The following is a 15,748-nucleotide window of genomic DNA, read 5'->3' as shown; positions in this document are numbered from 1 at the left end:
CCCGGGACCCTTGGTTATCACCGGTGACTCCCCGTACGGTCCGCAAACCAACAGCGGCACCGGCCCGGGAGGGAACCCCCATGTTGCAGAACACCCTGGCGAGGATGCGGAAGCGGTACGAGAGCAAGGGCGCGAGCGATCGAGGCCAGACGGCCTTCGAATACCTGGGCATCATCCTGGTGGTCGTGGTGATCATCGGCGCGATCGTGGGCACGGGTATTGGTCAGGACATCACGACCAAGATCAAGGATCAGATCACCGCCATCACCGCGGGCAAGTGATCGCTCGTCGACTTGGTGACCGGGGGCAGGCATTCCCCATCTACATCGTGGTGGTGGCGGGTTTGCTCTTCGCGGCGCTGGCGTTCTTCGTCGTCGGGATGGCCGGCGCCACCCGTAGCAATGCTCAGGGTGCCGCCGACGCGGCGGCACTGGCGGCCGCCCGCGAAGCCAGGGACAACGTATTTCTGGGCCTCGACCTGCTCAGCCTCAAGCCGGCCGACTGGGAGGAGATCGTCAACGGCGATCTCCTCAAGGGGGTGGGCGCCTGCGGGAAGGCTGTCGAGTTCGCCGCCTTGAACGACGCAACTGCAGAGTGCGAGTCGGCCATTCCTGAATTCACCGTAGCTGTGACGACCAAGGGAGCGGTCGGAAACTCGGTCGTCCCTGGGAGCGGGGACATGCAGGGCAAGGCCACGGCCAAGGCCCGGATCGAACCGCGATGTTCTCTCCGTTCGGCTCCCACTCCCATGCCAACGCCAACGCTTACCCCAGCACCGACACCGAGCCCATCGCCCTCACCTAGGGAGGGGAGAGTCACCTTCGTGTGCAGCGGGAAAACGCTGACGTTGGATCCCTCGAAACCAGGCCCGTTGTCCCAGCTGGCGAGAGCCCTCTTCAGCGTACGACTGATCGACTGACACCGAACGACAGACAAGGAAACGGCGTAGATGAGCATGCAGCACATGGTGAAGGCGCGCGGGGGAGCGGCCGTAGCGGTTGCGGCGGTCTTGGCCCTCGTGCTGACTGGCTGCGGAGGTGGCGACGACAAGAAGTCGAGCGAGCCTCAGAAACCGTCCGCGGCACCGTCCAAGGGCGGCGCCTCCGCACCTGTGTCCAGTGCGGGGCAGTCGTCTGAGCCCACCCAGGTGCTCGCGACCGTCAACGGAGAGACCGGCATCGCGATGGTGATCAACTCCGCGACTCGTGATGCGGGAGGCTTTCTCACCGTCAGCGGGCAGATCAAGAACTCGACGGACAAGGACTTCACTGGGACTTCGCCTTGGCGGGGCAATGAACTCACCTCTGGCGGAGAGTCCGTTGCCGGTGCCACGCTGGTCGACAAGGCCGGGAAGAAGCGGTACTACGTCCTGCGCGACACGGATGGCAGGTGTCTCTGCACCACGGGCGTTTCGCGTGTGAAGGCCGGCGCGACCATTCCGTTCTTCGTGCAGTTTCCCGCTCCGCCCGCCACCGCCACGGAGGTCGACTTCAGCCTCCCCACCTTCGCCACGGCCACCATCAAAATCTCCGGGTGACCCCCATGAATAAACGCCACCGCGTCTCCGCCTCCACAGCCGTAGTCGGCCTCGTCATCGCCGGGGCCCACTTCATCGGCGCGACGAGCGCCCACGCCGACGACGTGAAGCCCTCCGTACCCCCCGGCACGGAGCCATCGGCCTCCGCGCCCGTGCCCATCGACTCGAGCTCGCCCGGGCTGAAGATCCCCCAGGGTGGCACCCTGGCTCCGATCAAGGTCCTGGACATCGCCGAAGTCGTCGAAGACCTCGGCGGTGAGCAGCGGCGGCAGGAGACCAACCAGTCCGTCATGATGGCCCTGCAGTCCGAGGTGCTCTTTCCCGAGAACAGTGCCGTCTTCAATGCCCAGGCCGCCGCCCGGATACAGGCCATCGCCAGCGAGATCAACACGCAGAAGGCGACCCGCGTCCGGATCTTCGGGTTCACCGACGACCAGGGCAGCTACGAGCACGGCAAGGAGCTCTCCAAGCAGCGCGCCGACGCCGTTCAGGCGGAGCTCGCCAAGACCGTCACCAGCCCCGGCGTCATCTACGACGTCCGGGGCTACAGCGAGGACTACCCGATCGCCGACAACGGCACCGAGGAAGGCCGCAAGAAGAACCGCCGCGTCGAGATCACCTTCCCCCGCACCACCGCCGCCGGCGGCAACTAGAGGACGAGTCCCGCCAGGCAGCCGACGAAGAACAACCCGGGGACCACCGCCAGCAGGCAGGCGAGCGCGGTCACGACCGTGGCCGGCGCCTGGTACTCGCGCGGATCCGCGAACGCCGCGCACAGCAGGAGCAGCGCCGACGGGAAGAAGATCAACGTGCCTTCCCACGCGCCGAGGACCGACCACCCCGCCAGCAGGATCCCGAGGACCGAGCAGGCCGTCACCAACCGCGCCCGGTCCGCCCGGAAGAGCAGCGGCACTGAGAACAGCACGACGGTCACGGCCAGTCGGTACGCCGGAGCGCCCGCAACGAGCAAGGTGAGCGCGACCGGCGCCGGGAGGATCAGAGCCGTCAGCGCGATCTTGGTCTGCCAGGGATGGGCGGCCCGGAGCCGGCGGCTCCGGACTCCGCCGCCTCTTCCGGCCGGCTCCGTCGCCGTCATGGCCGCCCCCGTACTCCGCTCCGCAACGAGTTGAACGCGTTCAACCTAGCGCATGCCCGCCCGCTCGGGCGAGCAGCAGCGTCGACGCCGCCTCGCGCGCGCGGTGGGCCGGCTCCGGGCCGGGGGTGAGGGCCGCCACCACCGTCGCGCCCTCGACCAGGATCAGCAGCTGGTCGGCGAGGTCCTCGCGGCCGGGGCCGGCCAGCTCCGCCAGCAGCTCCCGCAGCCCCGCCTTGTGGCGGCGTACGACGTCCAGCACCCCGGCGGGGCCCGTACCCAGCTCCCCGTACGCGTTCAGGAACGCGCAGCCCCGGAAGTCCGGCTCCGAGAACCACTGCGCCAGCCAGTCGAAGACGGCCTCGATCGGATCCGCGGAATCCGCCACCGCGCCGCGCAGGCTCGCCGTCCAGCGGCGGTCGCGGCGCTCGAGGTACGCCGTGACCAGGGCCTCCTTGGCCGGGAAGACCTTGTAGAGCCGCTTGAGCGGCACCCCCGACGCCGTGCGGATGCGGTCCATGCCGACGGCCTGGATGCCCTCGGCGTAGAACAGCGCCTCCGCCGCGTCCAGCAGCCGGGTGCGGGCCTCTTCGTCGTCCATGGGGGCAGCGTAGCCCAGAATCGCTTGCGCAGAGAACGGTCGTTCTCTATCGTCCTTCCTTGTCGAGAACGACCGTTCTCCATCCCTTCTTCCGAACAGAGGCGCGCCCATGACCGACCCCGCCGTACGCCCGCCCGTGCCGCCCTTCACCGAGGAATCCGCCCGGGCCAAGGTCCAGGCCGCCGAGGACGCCTGGAACAGCCGCGACCCCGAGCGCGTCGCCCTCGCCTACACCGAGAACTCGTTCTGGCGCAACCGCGACCGCTTCCTCAGCGGCCGCGACGAGATCCGGGAGTTCCTCGCCGAGAAGTGGGAGCGCGAGCTCGACTACCGGCTCCGCAAGGAACTGTGGGCGTACACCGACAACCGGATCTCCGTCCGTTTCGAGTACGAGTGGCACGACGCCGCCGGCCAGTGGTGGCGCAGCCACGGCAACGAGCAGTGGGAGTTCGACCGCAACGGGCTGATGCGCCGCCGCGAGGCCAGCATCAACGACGTCCCGATCACCGCCGAGGACCGCCGCCTCACCTGGTGACCCGCAGGGAGGTGTGCCGTTCGCCGGCCCGCGGTATGTCTCTGCGCGGGCGCTCGGCCCCCTGGCGTTCCAGGTGAGGAGACTCGGCATGGCGCGGGCTCGTGTGAACGGCGTGGACCTCTTTTACGAGGTCGCGGGCGAGGGCGAACCCCTGGTCCTGGTCCACGGCTCGTGGGTCGACCACGAGACGTGGCAGCTCGTCGTCCCCCGCCTCGCGCAGTCGTTCCGGGTGCTCGTCTACGACCGGCGCGGCCACAGCCGCAGCGAGCGCCCGCCGGGCCAGGGCAGCCGGCGGCAGGACGAGGACGACCTCGCGTCGCTCATCGAGACCCTCGGCGCCCCGGCCCACGTGGCCGCGAACTCCTTCGGGGCCTCGACCGCGCTCGGCCTCGCCTCCCGCCGCCCCGAACTGCTGCGCAGCCTGGCCGCGCACGAACCCCCGCTCATGGACATCGTGGGCGACGGGGACCGGGAGCTGCGCCCGGTGCTCCAGGCCATGGAGGCCGCCCTCGACGGCGTCCTCGCGGCCCTGCGCGCGGGCGAGGACCGGGTCGGCGCCCAGCGGTTCGTGGACGACGTCGTCATCGGACCGGGCGGCTGGGAGCAACTGCCGGAACCGTTCCGCGAGACGTTCACCGCGAACGCCCCCACGTTCGTGGACGAACACGGCGACCCGGACTGGGCACGCCTCGACCTCGCCCGCCTCTCCGGCTACGAGGGCCCCGCCCTGCTCACCTTCGGCAGCGAGAGCCCGCCGTGGTTCCCGGTGATCGTCGGCAAGCTCGCCACCGCGCTCGGCGGCCGGGCGCAGATGCGGACGCTGGTGGGGGACGGGCACGTCCCCCACCTCACCCACCCGGACCGCTACGCCGACGACCTGACCGCCTTCATCCGCTCCTCGCAGCGCCCGTCGGCCGATCAGGCCACGAGGGACTCGGGCCCGTAGGTGGCAACGCTCCTTCGACTCGGGTGGGCATTGGTTCCGGATCGTCGTGGGGGCGGCCCCGTCGCCGGGGACCGTGCGGCACAGGCTCGAGGGCGGGTCGCTCTGGGTGCCCGAGCCGGTGAGGTCGTCCTTGATCCCGTACATCCACGGCCGGGCCGGGCTCGCGCAGACGCCGTGGCCCGTGCTGGAGGCGTAGGTGTCGACGTACACGGCGCCGGCGCGTTGCGCCTGCCTCCGCAGGACGGTGTTGGGCCGCCGCCCGAGGGCGTCGAGGAGTGCCGAAGTGACCGCCCCGGGTCAGTGTTGAAGCGCCACCCCGCCCGCGGCTGCCGCCCCGCCTCAGGCCGCCTCGTGGGCCTGCGTGATGAGGTCCGTGGCGACCTCCAGGGCCGCCAGGCGGGTCTCCTCCGGATCGCCCTCCACGTGCTGGAGGAACATCATCCCCGCATGCAGCGTGAACAGGGCGCTCACGCACCGCACCTGGTTCGTCAGGGGTCCGTCCTCCGTGCGGAGCAGCTCGACCAGCGCGAACAGTCGGCGCTTCACCGTCTCGCCGATGCTCAGCTCCCGCATCGTCGCCTGGTTCTCCTGCATGAAGCGGTACAGCGGCGCGCCCGCCGCCATCGCCTCGCTGTAGCGCCGGAGCACCTCGCGCTTCATGTCCAGCGTCGGCGGCTGCTGCTTCGCCCAGTCGATCAGCTCGTCGATCGGCCTCGTCAAGTCGTCGAAGAGGCTGATGATGATGTCTTCCTTGGTCTTGAAGTGGTAGTACAGCGCCGCCTTCGTGACCTCCAGCCGCTCCGCGATCTCGCGCAGCGACGTCTTCTCGTACCCCTGCTCGGCGAAGAGCTCCAGTGCGACGTCCTGGATGCGCTGGCGCGTATTGCCGCGGCGCGCCTGCGGACTGCTGCTGGACATGGCTCTCCCCAAACTACTTACTTGACGCCCGGCTAGTGACGGGTCTACCTTCCCCAGTGTAGTGAACTAGCCGGGCGGCAAGTAAGGGTCCGGAGCATGTGGGTGAAACGGGGAGTGGACATGACTCAAAACACGAAGGCGGCGGAGATCTCCGAGGAGGTGAAGCCGCGCAGCGTCCGAGTCGTCCTCATGGCCCTCATGATCGCGATGCTCCTGGCCATGCTCGACAACATGATCATCGGTACCGCGATGCCGACGATCGTCGGTGAGCTCGGCGGCCTGGAACACCTCTCCTGGGTGGTCACCGCGTACACGCTGGCCACCGCGGCCTCCACCCCCATCTGGGGCAAGCTCGGCGACATGTACGGGCGGAAGGGCTCCTTCCTCACCTCCATCGTCATCTTCCTGATCGGCTCCGTGCTCAGCGGCATGGCCCAGGACATGGGCCAGCTGATCGGCTTCCGCGCGATCCAGGGCCTCGGCGCCGGCGGTCTGATGGTCGGCGTCATGGCGATCATCGGCGACCTGATCCCGCCCCGTGAGCGCGGCAAGTATCAGGGCATGATGGCCGGCGTGATGGCCCTCGCCATGATCGGCGGACCGCTCGTCGGCGGCACCATCACCGACCACCTGGGCTGGCGCTGGTCCTTCTACATCAACCTGCCGCTCGGCGCCGTCGCGCTCGCCATGGTCAGCGCGGTCCTGCACCTGCCCAAGAAGAAGGCCCAGGGCAAGATCGACTACCTGGGCGCCGCGCTGCTGACCGTCGCCATCACGTCGACCGTGCTGGTCACGACCTGGGGCGGCACCGAGTACGCCTGGGGCTCCGGGGAGATCATCGGCCTGATCATCGTCGGCATCGTGTCGATCGCCGCCTTCCTCTTCGCCGAGACCAAGGCCGCCGAGCCCGTCATGCCGCTGCACATCTTCCGCAGCCGCAACTTCACGCTCATGTCGGTCATCGGCTTCCTCGTCGGCTTCGCCATGTTCGGCGGCGTGCTCTACCTCCCCCTCTTCCAGCAGTCGGTCCAGGGCGCCTCCGCCACCAACTCCGGCCTGCTGCTCCTCCCGATGCTGCTCTCGATGATGGTCGTCTCGCTGATCGCGGGCCGGATCACCACCAGCAGCGGCAAGTACAAGATCTTCCCGATCGTCGGCGGCGCGCTCATGGTCGTGGGGCTCTTCCTGCTCGCCCAGATGGACACCGAGACCAGCCGCCTGATGTCCGGCGTCTACATGGCGATCCTCGGTGCCGGCCTCGGCTTCCTGATGCAGATCACCATGCTGGTCGCGCAGAACAGCGTGGAGATGAAGGACATGGGCGTCGCGTCCTCCTCGGCCACCCTCTTCCGTACCCTCGGCGGCTCGTTCGGCGTGGCCCTGATGGGCTCGCTGTTCACCAGCCGGGTCACGGACACCATGAGCGAGCGCCTCGGCCCGCAGGCCGCCCAGGCCGCCGGCTCGGCCCAGCTCGACGCGGCCAGCCTGGCGAAGTTGCCCGAGGCCGTCCGCGACGCCTACCAGCACGCGGTCGCCGCCGGTACGCACTCGGCGTTCCTCCTCGGCGCGGTCGTCGCCGTACTGGGCTTCGCGGCCGCCTGGTTCGTCAAGGAGGTCCCGCTGCGGGGCGCGGGCCCGGCCCAGGGCGCCGACGCGGGCGGCGACAAGGCGGCGCAGGCTCCGCAGGAGTCCTTCTCTCACTGACCGGACCACGCCATACGTTCACCGGCCCGGCCCCGGCGGATCTCCGCCGGGGCCGGGCTTTTTCATGCGCTGAAGCCGGGTAGCCACGGGTTCGGTGAATCCAGGTGATGCAGGGGAGGTTGGTGTGGTTCCGTCCTGTTTCAGGTGGGGACCAAATCGGGGCGATCAAGGACCAAGGTCCTATTAGCTGAATTTTACGGGGGAATTGGCGGGAACCCCTTCGCTTCGCGGGTCGTCCTGGAGGGCAGAGCGCACACAAGAGCGGATGGGGAGGGGACGGTTCATGGGCTTCATGGCGCGCGCGAACAGGCAGGGCATCCGGGCCGGGGCGGTCGTCGTGGCCGCGGCCGCCGCAGTGGCCGGGACGGTGTGGGGGGTGACGGCCCTCGTGGAACCGGGGCCCGGCCGGCCCGAGAACGCGGCACGCCAGAGCGACACCGCTGGCACGGACGGCGGTTCGGACGACGGGGCGAAGGGCGGCGGGGCGAAAGGCGGCGGCGCGAAGGGCGGCGGAGCTCAAGGCGCAGGCGGTGCGGACGCACCGCAGTCGCAGATACCCGACGGCATAGCGCACGCCTCCGAGAGCGGCGGCAACGCCGTCAACATCACCATCGACGACGGCCCGGACCCCCAGTGGACCCCCAAGGTCCTCGAGGTGCTGAAGAAGTACGACGTGAAGGCGACCTTCTGCATGATCGGGCCGCAGGCCAAGGCCCACCCCGACCTGGTCAAGCGGGTCGTCGCCGGCGGCCACCGGCTCTGCGACCACACCATGAACCACGACACGGCCATGGACAAGAAGCCCGTCGCCTACCAGGAGAAGCAGATCCTGGACGCGAAGAAGATGATCGAGGACGCCGCGGGCGGCGGCGCCGAGGTGGAGTACTACCGTGCCCCCGGCGGCGCGTTCACCCCCGACAGCCGCCGCATCGCCGCCGCGCACGGCATGCGCCCGCTCGGATGGAACGTCGACACCAAGGACTTCGGGAAGCCCGGCGTCGCCGCCATCGTCAACGCGGTCAAGTCCGAGATGGGCAACGGCCCGACCGTCCTCTTCCACGACGGCGGCGGCAACCGTGCCCAGACCGTCGCGGCCCTCGACCAGGTGCTCGCGTGGCTGAAGGACCAGGGCCGCCCCACCGGTTTCCCCGTCCGCACCGCCCCCGACGCCCCCTGACACGCCGTCCGGCGGCGAACGGGTGAAGGTCGCCGCCCCGCCACCCCCCACGGTGTTCCCTGGTCGCGCACACCACCCGTACGACTGCCCAGGAGCCCCCGTGATCGCGCCGAACCAGCTGACCGACCCCACCGTCCGCGCCTTCGTCACCGCCGTCAACGCGGGTGACCAGAACGCCTTCCGCGCCGTCCTCACCGAGGGCGCGACCATGTCCGACGACGGCTCCGACCGCGACCTCACCCAGTGGGCCGAGAAGGAGATCTGGTCCTCCAACGGCCACATGGACATCGAGACCGAGTCCGACGGCGGCCGCGCCCTCGTCGCCAACTACCGCAACGACACGTGGGGCGAGATGCGCACCGCGTGGCGGTTCACCGTCACCGGCGACGGCCGCATCAGCCGCTTCGAGACCGGTCAGGCCTGAGCCGTCGTCCCCGGGGCGGCGGCCGCCCGCAGCACCGCCGCCGTCAGGCGCTCGTTCTCCGGCGCGGCCCCGCCCGGGAAGGCGAACCGGCGGCGCGTGTACCCGTACGCGAGCCCCGTCGCCGGGTCCGCCCAGCCCAGTCCGCCCGACGCGCCGCAGTGCCCGAAGGCCTGCGGGCCCACCGCGTGCTGCCGCTCGAAGCCCAGCCCGAAGTGGTCCACCTCGGCGGTCACCCGGTCGTTGCCCGGGGTGTGGGGCCGCGCGAACTCGGCCGCCGTCTCCGGCTTCAGCAGCGGAGGCCGGCCGTCCACCTCGCTGATCGCGGCCGCGTACATGCCCGCGACGCCGCGCGCCGTGCCGATGCCGCCGGCCGACGCCGGGCCCAGCGCCTTCACCTTCGGGTGGTTCCCGTACTCCACCAGGTCCATCGCCGGATCCCGGTGCGCGTTGAAGGCGACCGGCAGCAGCTCCGGCACGGCCGCCCCGGCCGTCGCCGCCAGCTGCTCGGGCGTGGGGAGCATCTCCAGGACCGGCTTCCAGCGGCCCTCCAGCTCCTGCGGCAGGCCCATGTACAGGTCCAGCCCGTACGGGGCGCGGATGCGCTCGTCGAACACCTCCTGGAGGGACGTGCCGGTGGCCCGCCGCACCACCTCGCCGATCAGCGCGCCGATCACGAAGGCGTGGTACCCGTACGCCGTCCCGGGCTCCCAGTACGGCTCCTGCGCGGCCAGCCGCGCCGCGATCAGCGCGTCGTCCGCGAGCTCCGCGTAGTCGAAGCCGTCGGCGGTGTTGACCAGTCCGGCCTGGTGCGAGACCAGCTGCCGCACCGTCAGCCGCTCCTTGCCGCCGCCCGTGAACTCCGGCCAGTACTCCGAGACGCGGCGCTCCAGTTCCAGTACGCCGTCCTGCACGAGCAGCGCCACCACCAGGTGCGCGCCGCCCTTGGTGATCGAGTAGACCCCGGTCAGGGTGTCGGCGCCGGTGTCCTCGCCGACCCACAAGTCGACCACGCGGCGACCGTCCCGGTACACCGCCAGCTGCGCCTCGGGGGAGTGCGCCTCGGCCGCGGCGAAGGCCTCGAACTCCTCGCGTACGGGCTCCCAGCCCGCCGCCACCGTGCCGTACACGTTCGTACTCACACCCGCACTCGCGCCCATCGGGACTCCCTGTCGCTCGGTGTCGTCGCTTCACCCGTAGAACGGAAGATGATCATGCGATATTCCGGTGCTCGGGTCCCGTACGGGTGAAAGCCCGCGCGGCCTCGTTCCAGCCCGCGGCGGGTCCCCGTTGGGCCGGGCATGAAGCGCACCCGCATCGCCGCTGTCGCCCTCGCCACCGCCGCAGCGGCCCTCGCCCCCGCCCTCGGCCAGCCCGCCACCGCTGCGGACGGTCCGTACCTGCAGGACCCGGTCGGCGGCGAGAAGACGATGAAGTCGCAGTGGACCAAGGACGAGATGCACAAGCTGGAGGGGCAGCTCCGCTTCTACCCCGGGATCCGGTACAAGACGGTGACCCGCCCCGGCCCCTCGGGCGCCTCCGAGTACGAGCGGCAGGTCGCCGACCCCAAGACCCTGGCCTGGCAGCCCTCGTTCGACTTCGGCTGGGCGGTGTCGGACTCGAAGCTGGTGAAGAAGGCCGTGACGACCAAGGACGGCATGCATCCGATCGTCGTGCACGCCGTAGTGCGCTCCGCGGACCGCGGCAAGGCGCTCGAGGTGCGCCAGGAGCTGGCGGACCGGCCGGCGACGGGGCGCGCCAAGGTTCCGGGAGGCAAGCGGATCGCCTGTGACACCGGTGCTTACACGGTGGAGTGGTCGGTCACCCGCTCGGGCTACGGGACGCTCACGGGGACGCTGAGCTGGGACTCCAGCTGTGAGCAGTACCGGACGGCGTTCTCGACGGAGAACGGCAAGGTCTGAGCCGGGGGAAGAGGGGGTGAGGGCCGGCCGCCCCGTGCACCTTGTGGGTACGCGGCGGGCGACTGGTCCGCGGCCTTGGATCAAGAGCCGTGGCAGCCATTCTGCCGCACGGGGTGGGATGCGGCAGGGGCGAAAGTCCCGTGTCGGGCGGGAAGTTCAGAGTTTCAGTGCTTCTTTCCGGCCTCGTTCGCCTTGGCGGCGATCTCCTCGAGGACGGACTTCGCGTCGCCGTTCGGTTCCACGGCGCGGCCGATGTTGCGCTTGATGGTGTCGCTGACCGTCACCCAGGACGGGTCGTTGACCGGGTACAGCTGGGCGCCGCGCAGGGCGGTCAGGAAGAACTGGTCGTTGCTGTCGAGGCCGGCGCCGGAAGGGTTGCGGGAAGCCGAGACGGTCGAGGGCAGCAGGTGGTAGCGGCCCGCGAAGTCCGACAGGTTCTTGTCCTTGTAGATGAAGTCCAGGAACTTGCCGATCTCCGCGCGCTTTCCGTTCTGCTTGAACGCCATCATCCAGTCGGCGACACCCACGGCCGGCGGGGTCTCCCCGGAGCCGAGCGTGTCCGAGACCGGCATGGTCGCGGTGCGGACGTCGATGCCCTTGGCGCGCGCCTCGTGGAGCAGCTGCGGGTAGCCGTTCAGCATGCCGACCTCGCCGCGCACGAACGCGGCGAACGCGTCGGCCCGGTTGAGCCGGGACGGCGGAACGGGTCCGGTCAGGCCGGGGCCGACCAGGTTGTCCTTCAGCCAGCGGAAGGTCTCGATGTTCTGGTCGGAGGCCAGGTTGTAGTTGCCGGCGCTGTCGGCGTAGCCGCCGCCGTTGCTCAGCTCCCAGATCATCGCCTCGGCGTGCGCCTCCTCCGGGCCCAGGGGCAGGGCGTACGGGTACTTCACCCCCTTGTCCTTGAGCGCCTTGGCGGCGGACTTCAGGTCGGACCAGCTCTTGGGTTCGCTGACGCCGGCCTGCTTGAAGAGGCCCTGGTTGTAGAAGAGGAGCCGGCTGCTCGCCACCCAGGGCAGGCCGTAGAGGGTGCTGCCGACCGAGCCGGCCTCGGCGAGCGGCTGCAGGAAGTTCGCCTCGGCGGTCACCGTGAGGAGTTCGTCCGCGGAATAGAGCTTGTCCTGCGCCGCGAAGTCCGAGTACGAGCCCATGAGGGCCATGTCCGGTGCATTGCCGGCCTTGACCATACGGGTGACCTCACGGTCGATGTCCGCCCACGGCAGGAGCTGGACCTCGACCTTGATGCCGGGGTTGGCGTCGGTGAAATCGGCCGTGACCTTGTCCCAGAAGGCCTTGGAACTGGTGGCCGGGTTGTCGCCGTATTCCGCGGCGACCAGGCGCAGCGTGCCGCTGTCACCTGCATCGTTGCCTGAACCGCCGCATCCGGCCAGCGGGATCAGCAGACCGAGCACGACCGCGGTCGCGCCCGTGCCGAAGATTCTTCGTCGCACGGGTGTATTCCCCTGAATTTCTTTTGAGTCCCGTTACTACTTATGAGTTGCTCCGGGCCGGGGTGTCCGTCCGTGGCCCGTTGGCCGGAATTCTCTCCTGCGGAAGGGCGGTTGATTCCATTGGGTCGGAACTTGTGGTCAATGCTCCAAGTGCGGGTTTTCCGACTGGTGTTTTCCGATATGTGATCAACAAATCGGACGCGCGTAGACATGCCGAAAGGCCCGATTCCGGCCCATTGGGGCCGTGGAGCGGGTCGGGGGTGCGGATCAGGTCAGCGGGCCGGCGTGGCCGGGGCTCAGTCGGCGAACTCGCCCGCGTACGGGTCGGGCTCGCCCGTCTCCGGGTTGCGGCCCTCCTGCCAGCGGCGCTGGGCCTTGCGCCAGTGCACGAAGCTGAGGTGCCCGCCGTCCCAGAAGGTGATGCTGACCGGGCTCACGTCGAACTCGTCGGAGCAGAGCCGGTACAGGAACTCGGCCATGCCGTACGGATGGACGGCGAAGGCGTCGGCGGTGTGCCGGCCGACCACCAGGACGGGCCAGCGGTCCGGATCGGGGTCGGTGGTGAGCCAGCAGAGGATGTCGGAGCCGCCGGTGACGCCCCACGCGATGATCGCCTCGGGGTCCACGTCGAAGGCGGCCCGGCCGCCCTCCGCCTCCCACAGCTGGCGGGCGTTGTCGGTCTCCTCGGCCATCTCGGCGGGGTCCCACTGGAGCCCGGGCTTGGGGAGGGGGAGGAGGATGCTGGCCTCGCCGTTGATGGAGCCGGCGCCGAAGCGGCCCATGAAGGCGATGAAATCGGCCGGGAACCGGGTGCGCCAGACCGCCTCGGCGGCCGGCCAGTCGATGTCCTCGTCGGCGCCGTGCGTCGCCGGCATGATCTGCTCCAGCGCCTTGATCCGCGCGTTCTCCGTCATGCCGCTCCCCTGAGACCCCAGCTCAACCGCCCCAACCTACCGCCGGGGCCGCGCGGGGCCTAGCGGCGGTTGAGACGGATCCGGTCCCTCGACGTGGAGCTGGGAGCCGACCCGCAGGCCCCAGGCGGCCATCGCGCCGGCCTCGGCCTCCAGTACGTGCCGGGAGCGGAGCCGGGGGAGCCCGAGCCGGCCGGGGGGCATGGTGGTCAGGGCGATGACGCGCAGGCGGCGGTCGAGGTACGCCACGTCGATCGCGAACCGCATCCGGAACGTGTGCACGCTCCCGGCCGGGGTGAGGAGCAGGGCGGCGCCGGGTATGCCGTCGCGGCCGAGGAGGCCGCGGGTGCGGGCCCGGTAGGACGCCGCGATCTCCAGGGGCACCGGGTCCCGGTCCGGCCCGAGGCGGAGCAGGCCGTTGCTGGTGGTCATGGCGGTCAGGGTAGGGCCCCCGGGCCCATGCAGGTGCGGGCGTCTGCGCCTACCGTCGGCGGATGGGCCTGTTCGTGATCACCTTCGCCGCAGCGGCCTACGGCGTGGCTACGGGGCTGCTGCTGCCGCGGGCCGCGTACCGCCTGGCGGTCGAGCCGGACGAGCCTTGGCGGGATCGCTGCCCCGAGGGGCACCCGCTCCGGGGTTGGCTGGGCCTGCCTCGCTGCCGGGGGCGCCGCCCCCGGGCCCCTGCGCCTCGAACGCCGGCGGGGCCGGAGCGTGCCGGCGAAGCGAAGCCCGGGTGCGGCGCCGTTGCCGGGTGCCGGACCCCGGACCCCCGCGCCTCGCAGGCCGGCGGGGCCGGACGTGCGCCGTCGCACCGGTACGGGGTTTCCGTCGCGTGGAGCGGCGGCTTGGCCGGAGTGGTGTGCGGGGTGGTGGGTGGAGCCGTCGGGGGGCGGCCCGAAGGGATGGTGTTCGTCGGGGTGGTGCCCCTGCTGATCCTGCTCGGGATCGTGGATCTGGCGGTGCAGCGGCTGCCCGACGTGCTCACCCTGCCCCTGGCCGGCGCCACCGCCCTCGGACTCGGGGGAGCCGCGCTGCTGCCCGGCGCCGGGGGGGCCTGGAGCGGGGCCCTGCTCGGTGGCGCCGCGCTCGCAGGGGCGTACCTCGTGCTGTTCCTGATCAACCCCGCCGGCATGGGCTTCGGCGACGTCAAGCTGGCGCTCGCGCTCGGGGTCATCCTTGGGTGGTACGGCTGGGGGGTATGGGCCGCCGGGGCGTTCCTCGGGTTCCTCTACGGCGCCCTGTACGGGCTGGCCCTTGTGCTGCGGGGCCCCGGAGGCCGCCGGACGGCGTTCCCCTTCGGCCCCTTCATGGCCGCCGGAGCACTCACCGGAGTGCTGCTGGGCGGTTTCGGAGCGTAATCATCTTGCGCCAATGCACGCATCACGCTTTACGAAGGGTTATGGTGGAACCCCCCCCTCGGGCCGGTCCGTATCCCCCCCACGGACCGGCCCGTTTTTTGTTTCCCGCGCGGTCCCACTAAAAGCGCAGGTCAGCCGCGCTGCGCCCAGATGTTGGTGCCGGGGGTGGACACGGCGAAGGAGTCGATCTCCTTCAGCTCCTGCTCCGAGAGCGGCGCAGCGCCCAGAGCCGCCACGTTCTGCTCCAGCTGGGACACGCTCGAAGCGCCGATCAGCGCCGAGGTCATCCGCTCGTCCCGGAGCACCCAGTTCAGCGCCAGCTGCGCCAGCGACTGCCCGCGGCGGGCCGCGATCTCGTTCAGGCCCGCCAGGCGGCGGACCACGTCCTGCGACAGCAGGTCCGGGTTCAGGGACTTGCCCGCGGCGGCACGCGAGTCCTCCGGGATGCCCTTCAGGTACTTGCCGGTCAGCAGCCCCTGCGCGAGCGGCGCGAAGGAGATGCAGCCCATGCCGGCCTCCTCCAGGGTGTCCAGCAGGCCGTCCTCCTCCGTCCAGCGGTTGATCATGGAGTACGAGGGCTGGTGGATGAGGGGGCGCACGCCCATGTCGCGGAGGATCCGCGCCGCCTCGGCCGTCTGCTCGGCCGTGTACGAGGACACGCCCACGTACAGCGCCTTGCCCTGCTGGACCGCGGACGCGAGCGCGCCCATGGTCTCCTCCAGCGGGGTCTCCGGGTCGAAGCGGTGCGAGTAGAAGATGTCGACGTAGTCCACGCCCATCCGCTTCAGCGACGCGTCGAGCGAGCTCATCAGGTACTTCCGGCTGCCCCACTCCCCGTACGGGCCCTCGTGCATGAAGTAGCCGGCCTTGGTGGAGAGGATCAGCTGGTCGCGGTAGGACGCGAAGTCCTGCGCGAAGATCTTGCCGAAGTTGAGCTCGGCCGAGCCGGGGGGCGGGCCGTAGTTGTTCGCCAGGTCGAAGTGGGTGACGCCGAGGTCGAAGGCCCGGCGCAGGATCGCCCGCTGGGACTCGAGGGACTTGTCGTCACCGAAGTTGTGCCAGAGGCCGAGGGAGATGGCGGGAAGCTTGAGGCCGCTGTGGCCGGTGCGCCGGTACTCCATGGAGTCGTAGCGCGAGGGCTCTGCCCGATAGGGATTGTTATCAGTCACGTTGTCCT

Annotated in this window: 19 protein-coding genes; 11 read left to right on the top strand and 8 right to left on the bottom strand. The window is 70.3% G+C overall.

The genetic code is table 11. The features are described 5' to 3' along the window. Positions 1 to 80: 80 nt before the first annotated feature. Genes ACZ49B_RS06095 through ACZ49B_RS06080 form a run of 4 tightly spaced genes read left to right on the top strand, consistent with a single transcriptional unit; the run spans position 81 to position 2,190 of the window. Positions 81 to 281: a hypothetical protein gene (locus ACZ49B_RS06095; protein ID WP_468300889.1), complete on the top strand. Its 201-nt coding sequence runs from the start codon at positions 81 to 83 to the stop codon at positions 279 to 281. Further along, entirely contained in the window at positions 278 to 919 is a 642-nt protein-coding gene (locus ACZ49B_RS06090; RefSeq protein WP_468300887.1) for a pilus assembly protein TadG-related protein, read from the top strand. The genes ACZ49B_RS06095 and ACZ49B_RS06090 overlap by 4 nt, the downstream gene beginning before the upstream one ends. 30 nt (positions 920 to 949) lie before the next feature. Next, entirely contained in the window at positions 950 to 1,537 is a 588-nt protein-coding gene (locus ACZ49B_RS06085) for a hypothetical protein (protein WP_468300885.1), read from the top strand. A gap of 5 nt (positions 1,538 to 1,542) precedes the next feature. Beyond that, the gene (locus ACZ49B_RS06080) at positions 1,543 to 2,190 is read left to right on the top strand and encodes an OmpA family protein (RefSeq protein ID WP_468301550.1); all 648 of its coding nucleotides are present in this window, start codon (positions 1,543 to 1,545) and stop codon (positions 2,188 to 2,190) included. On the opposite strand, the gene ACZ49B_RS06075 is transcribed toward ACZ49B_RS06080, so the two are convergent. Together ACZ49B_RS06075 and ACZ49B_RS06070 are read right to left on the bottom strand one after the other, a co-directional pair. Further along, entirely contained in the window at positions 2,187 to 2,633 is a 447-nt protein-coding gene (locus ACZ49B_RS06075) for a hypothetical protein (protein ID WP_468300884.1), read from the bottom strand. The genes ACZ49B_RS06080 and ACZ49B_RS06075 overlap by 4 nt on opposite strands. A gap of 40 nt (positions 2,634 to 2,673) precedes the next feature. Beyond that, entirely contained in the window at positions 2,674 to 3,231 is a 558-nt protein-coding gene (locus ACZ49B_RS06070) for a TetR/AcrR family transcriptional regulator (protein WP_468300882.1), read from the bottom strand. Between the two features lie 109 nt (positions 3,232 to 3,340). Here ACZ49B_RS06070 and ACZ49B_RS06065 point away from each other — a divergent pair, with 109 nt between their 5' ends. Then, positions 3,341 to 3,766, top strand: coding sequence for a DUF1348 family protein (locus tag ACZ49B_RS06065; protein ID WP_468300880.1), 426 nt, complete (start codon positions 3,341 to 3,343; stop codon positions 3,764 to 3,766). Between the two features lie 88 nt (positions 3,767 to 3,854). Beyond that, positions 3,855 to 4,712 (top strand): alpha/beta fold hydrolase, encoded by an 858-nt coding sequence (locus ACZ49B_RS06060; RefSeq protein WP_468300878.1) that lies wholly within the window; start codon positions 3,855 to 3,857, stop codon positions 4,710 to 4,712. A 339-nt stretch (positions 4,713 to 5,051) separates the two neighbouring features. Here ACZ49B_RS06060 and ACZ49B_RS06055 read toward each other — a convergent pair whose 3' ends face one another. Then, positions 5,052 to 5,630, bottom strand: coding sequence for a TetR/AcrR family transcriptional regulator (locus ACZ49B_RS06055; protein WP_468300877.1), 579 nt, complete (start codon positions 5,628 to 5,630; stop codon positions 5,052 to 5,054). A 120-nt stretch (positions 5,631 to 5,750) separates the two neighbouring features. On the opposite strand from ACZ49B_RS06055, the gene ACZ49B_RS06050 reads away from it, so the two are divergent. From ACZ49B_RS06050 to ACZ49B_RS06040, 3 genes are all read left to right on the top strand, one after another. After that, positions 5,751 to 7,334 (top strand): MDR family MFS transporter, encoded by a 1,584-nt coding sequence (locus ACZ49B_RS06050; protein ID WP_468300875.1) that lies wholly within the window; start codon positions 5,751 to 5,753, stop codon positions 7,332 to 7,334. Between the two features lie 292 nt (positions 7,335 to 7,626). Beyond that, positions 7,627 to 8,511: a polysaccharide deacetylase family protein gene (locus ACZ49B_RS06045; protein ID WP_468301547.1), complete on the top strand. Its 885-nt coding sequence runs from the start codon at positions 7,627 to 7,629 to the stop codon at positions 8,509 to 8,511. A gap of 100 nt (positions 8,512 to 8,611) precedes the next feature. After that, the gene (locus ACZ49B_RS06040; RefSeq protein ID WP_468300873.1) at positions 8,612 to 8,935 is read left to right on the top strand and encodes a nuclear transport factor 2 family protein; all 324 of its coding nucleotides are present in this window, start codon (positions 8,612 to 8,614) and stop codon (positions 8,933 to 8,935) included. Here ACZ49B_RS06040 and ACZ49B_RS06035 read toward each other — a convergent pair. Beyond that, positions 8,926 to 10,074: a serine hydrolase domain-containing protein gene (locus ACZ49B_RS06035; RefSeq protein ID WP_468300871.1), complete on the bottom strand. Its 1,149-nt coding sequence runs from the start codon at positions 10,072 to 10,074 to the stop codon at positions 8,926 to 8,928. The genes ACZ49B_RS06040 and ACZ49B_RS06035 overlap by 10 nt on opposite strands. A 159-nt stretch (positions 10,075 to 10,233) precedes the next feature. Between ACZ49B_RS06035 and ACZ49B_RS06030 the strand changes: the two genes are divergently transcribed. Further along, positions 10,234 to 10,854, top strand: coding sequence for a hypothetical protein (locus ACZ49B_RS06030; RefSeq protein ID WP_468300869.1), 621 nt, complete (start codon positions 10,234 to 10,236; stop codon positions 10,852 to 10,854). 164 nt (positions 10,855 to 11,018) lie between these two features. Here ACZ49B_RS06030 and ACZ49B_RS06025 read toward each other — a convergent pair whose 3' ends face one another. From ACZ49B_RS06025 to ACZ49B_RS06015, 3 genes are all read right to left on the bottom strand, one after another. Continuing rightward, positions 11,019 to 12,302, bottom strand: a complete 1,284-nt coding sequence (locus ACZ49B_RS06025) for an ABC transporter substrate-binding protein (protein WP_468300867.1) — start codon at positions 12,300 to 12,302, stop codon at positions 11,019 to 11,021. A 296-nt stretch (positions 12,303 to 12,598) separates the two neighbouring features. Then, positions 12,599 to 13,216 carry an SMI1/KNR4 family protein gene (locus ACZ49B_RS06020; RefSeq protein WP_468300865.1) on the bottom strand — a complete coding sequence of 206 codons (618 nt, stop codon included), beginning with the start codon at positions 13,214 to 13,216 and terminating at the stop codon, positions 12,599 to 12,601. Between the two features lie 36 nt (positions 13,217 to 13,252). Further along, positions 13,253 to 13,645: a DUF192 domain-containing protein gene (locus ACZ49B_RS06015; protein WP_468300863.1), complete on the bottom strand. Its 393-nt coding sequence runs from the start codon at positions 13,643 to 13,645 to the stop codon at positions 13,253 to 13,255. Between the two features lie 62 nt (positions 13,646 to 13,707). On the opposite strand from ACZ49B_RS06015, the gene ACZ49B_RS06010 reads away from it, so the two are divergent. Next, complete coding sequence (locus tag ACZ49B_RS06010; protein ID WP_468300861.1) at positions 13,708 to 14,571, top strand: prepilin peptidase; 864 nt, start codon at positions 13,708 to 13,710, stop codon at positions 14,569 to 14,571. Between the two features lie 131 nt (positions 14,572 to 14,702). Here ACZ49B_RS06010 and mgrA read toward each other — a convergent pair whose 3' ends face one another. After that, a complete protein-coding gene (mgrA, locus tag ACZ49B_RS06005) occupies positions 14,703 to 15,740 on the bottom strand; it encodes an L-glyceraldehyde 3-phosphate reductase (RefSeq protein ID WP_468300859.1) in 1,038 nt (345 codons plus the stop codon). Positions 15,741 to 15,748: the final 8 nt, after the last annotated feature.

It is taken from the genome of Streptomyces sp. NPDC031132 (assembly GCF_055570595.1).
This window is presented reverse-complemented; position numbering and strand designations above follow the sequence as displayed.

What these genes read in the sequence shown, in the direction of transcription:
- ACZ49B_RS06050 (WP_468300875.1), top strand. Translation starts at nt 5,751, where the DNA reads ATGACTCAAAACACGAAGGCGGCGGAGATCTCCGAGGAGGTGAAGCCG.
- ACZ49B_RS06015 (WP_468300863.1), bottom strand. Translation starts at nt 13,645, where the DNA reads ATGACCACCAGCAACGGCCTGCTCCGCCTCGGGCCGGACCGGGACCCG.
- ACZ49B_RS06080 (WP_468301550.1), top strand. Translation starts at nt 1,543, where the DNA reads ATGAATAAACGCCACCGCGTCTCCGCCTCCACAGCCGTAGTCGGCCTC.
- ACZ49B_RS06030 (WP_468300869.1), top strand. Translation starts at nt 10,234, where the DNA reads ATGAAGCGCACCCGCATCGCCGCTGTCGCCCTCGCCACCGCCGCAGCG.
- ACZ49B_RS06095 (WP_468300889.1), top strand. Translation starts at nt 81, where the DNA reads ATGTTGCAGAACACCCTGGCGAGGATGCGGAAGCGGTACGAGAGCAAG.
- ACZ49B_RS06055 (WP_468300877.1), bottom strand. Translation starts at nt 5,630, where the DNA reads ATGTCCAGCAGCAGTCCGCAGGCGCGCCGCGGCAATACGCGCCAGCGC.
- ACZ49B_RS06070 (WP_468300882.1), bottom strand. Translation starts at nt 3,231, where the DNA reads ATGGACGACGAAGAGGCCCGCACCCGGCTGCTGGACGCGGCGGAGGCG.
- ACZ49B_RS06085 (WP_468300885.1), top strand. Translation starts at nt 950, where the DNA reads ATGAGCATGCAGCACATGGTGAAGGCGCGCGGGGGAGCGGCCGTAGCG.
- ACZ49B_RS06010 (WP_468300861.1), top strand. Translation starts at nt 13,708, where the DNA reads ATGGGCCTGTTCGTGATCACCTTCGCCGCAGCGGCCTACGGCGTGGCT.
- ACZ49B_RS06045 (WP_468301547.1), top strand. Translation starts at nt 7,627, where the DNA reads ATGGCGCGCGCGAACAGGCAGGGCATCCGGGCCGGGGCGGTCGTCGTG.
- ACZ49B_RS06065 (WP_468300880.1), top strand. Translation starts at nt 3,341, where the DNA reads ATGACCGACCCCGCCGTACGCCCGCCCGTGCCGCCCTTCACCGAGGAA.
- ACZ49B_RS06075 (WP_468300884.1), bottom strand. Translation starts at nt 2,633, where the DNA reads ATGACGGCGACGGAGCCGGCCGGAAGAGGCGGCGGAGTCCGGAGCCGC.
- ACZ49B_RS06060 (WP_468300878.1), top strand. Translation starts at nt 3,855, where the DNA reads ATGGCGCGGGCTCGTGTGAACGGCGTGGACCTCTTTTACGAGGTCGCG.
- ACZ49B_RS06020 (WP_468300865.1), bottom strand. Translation starts at nt 13,216, where the DNA reads ATGACGGAGAACGCGCGGATCAAGGCGCTGGAGCAGATCATGCCGGCG.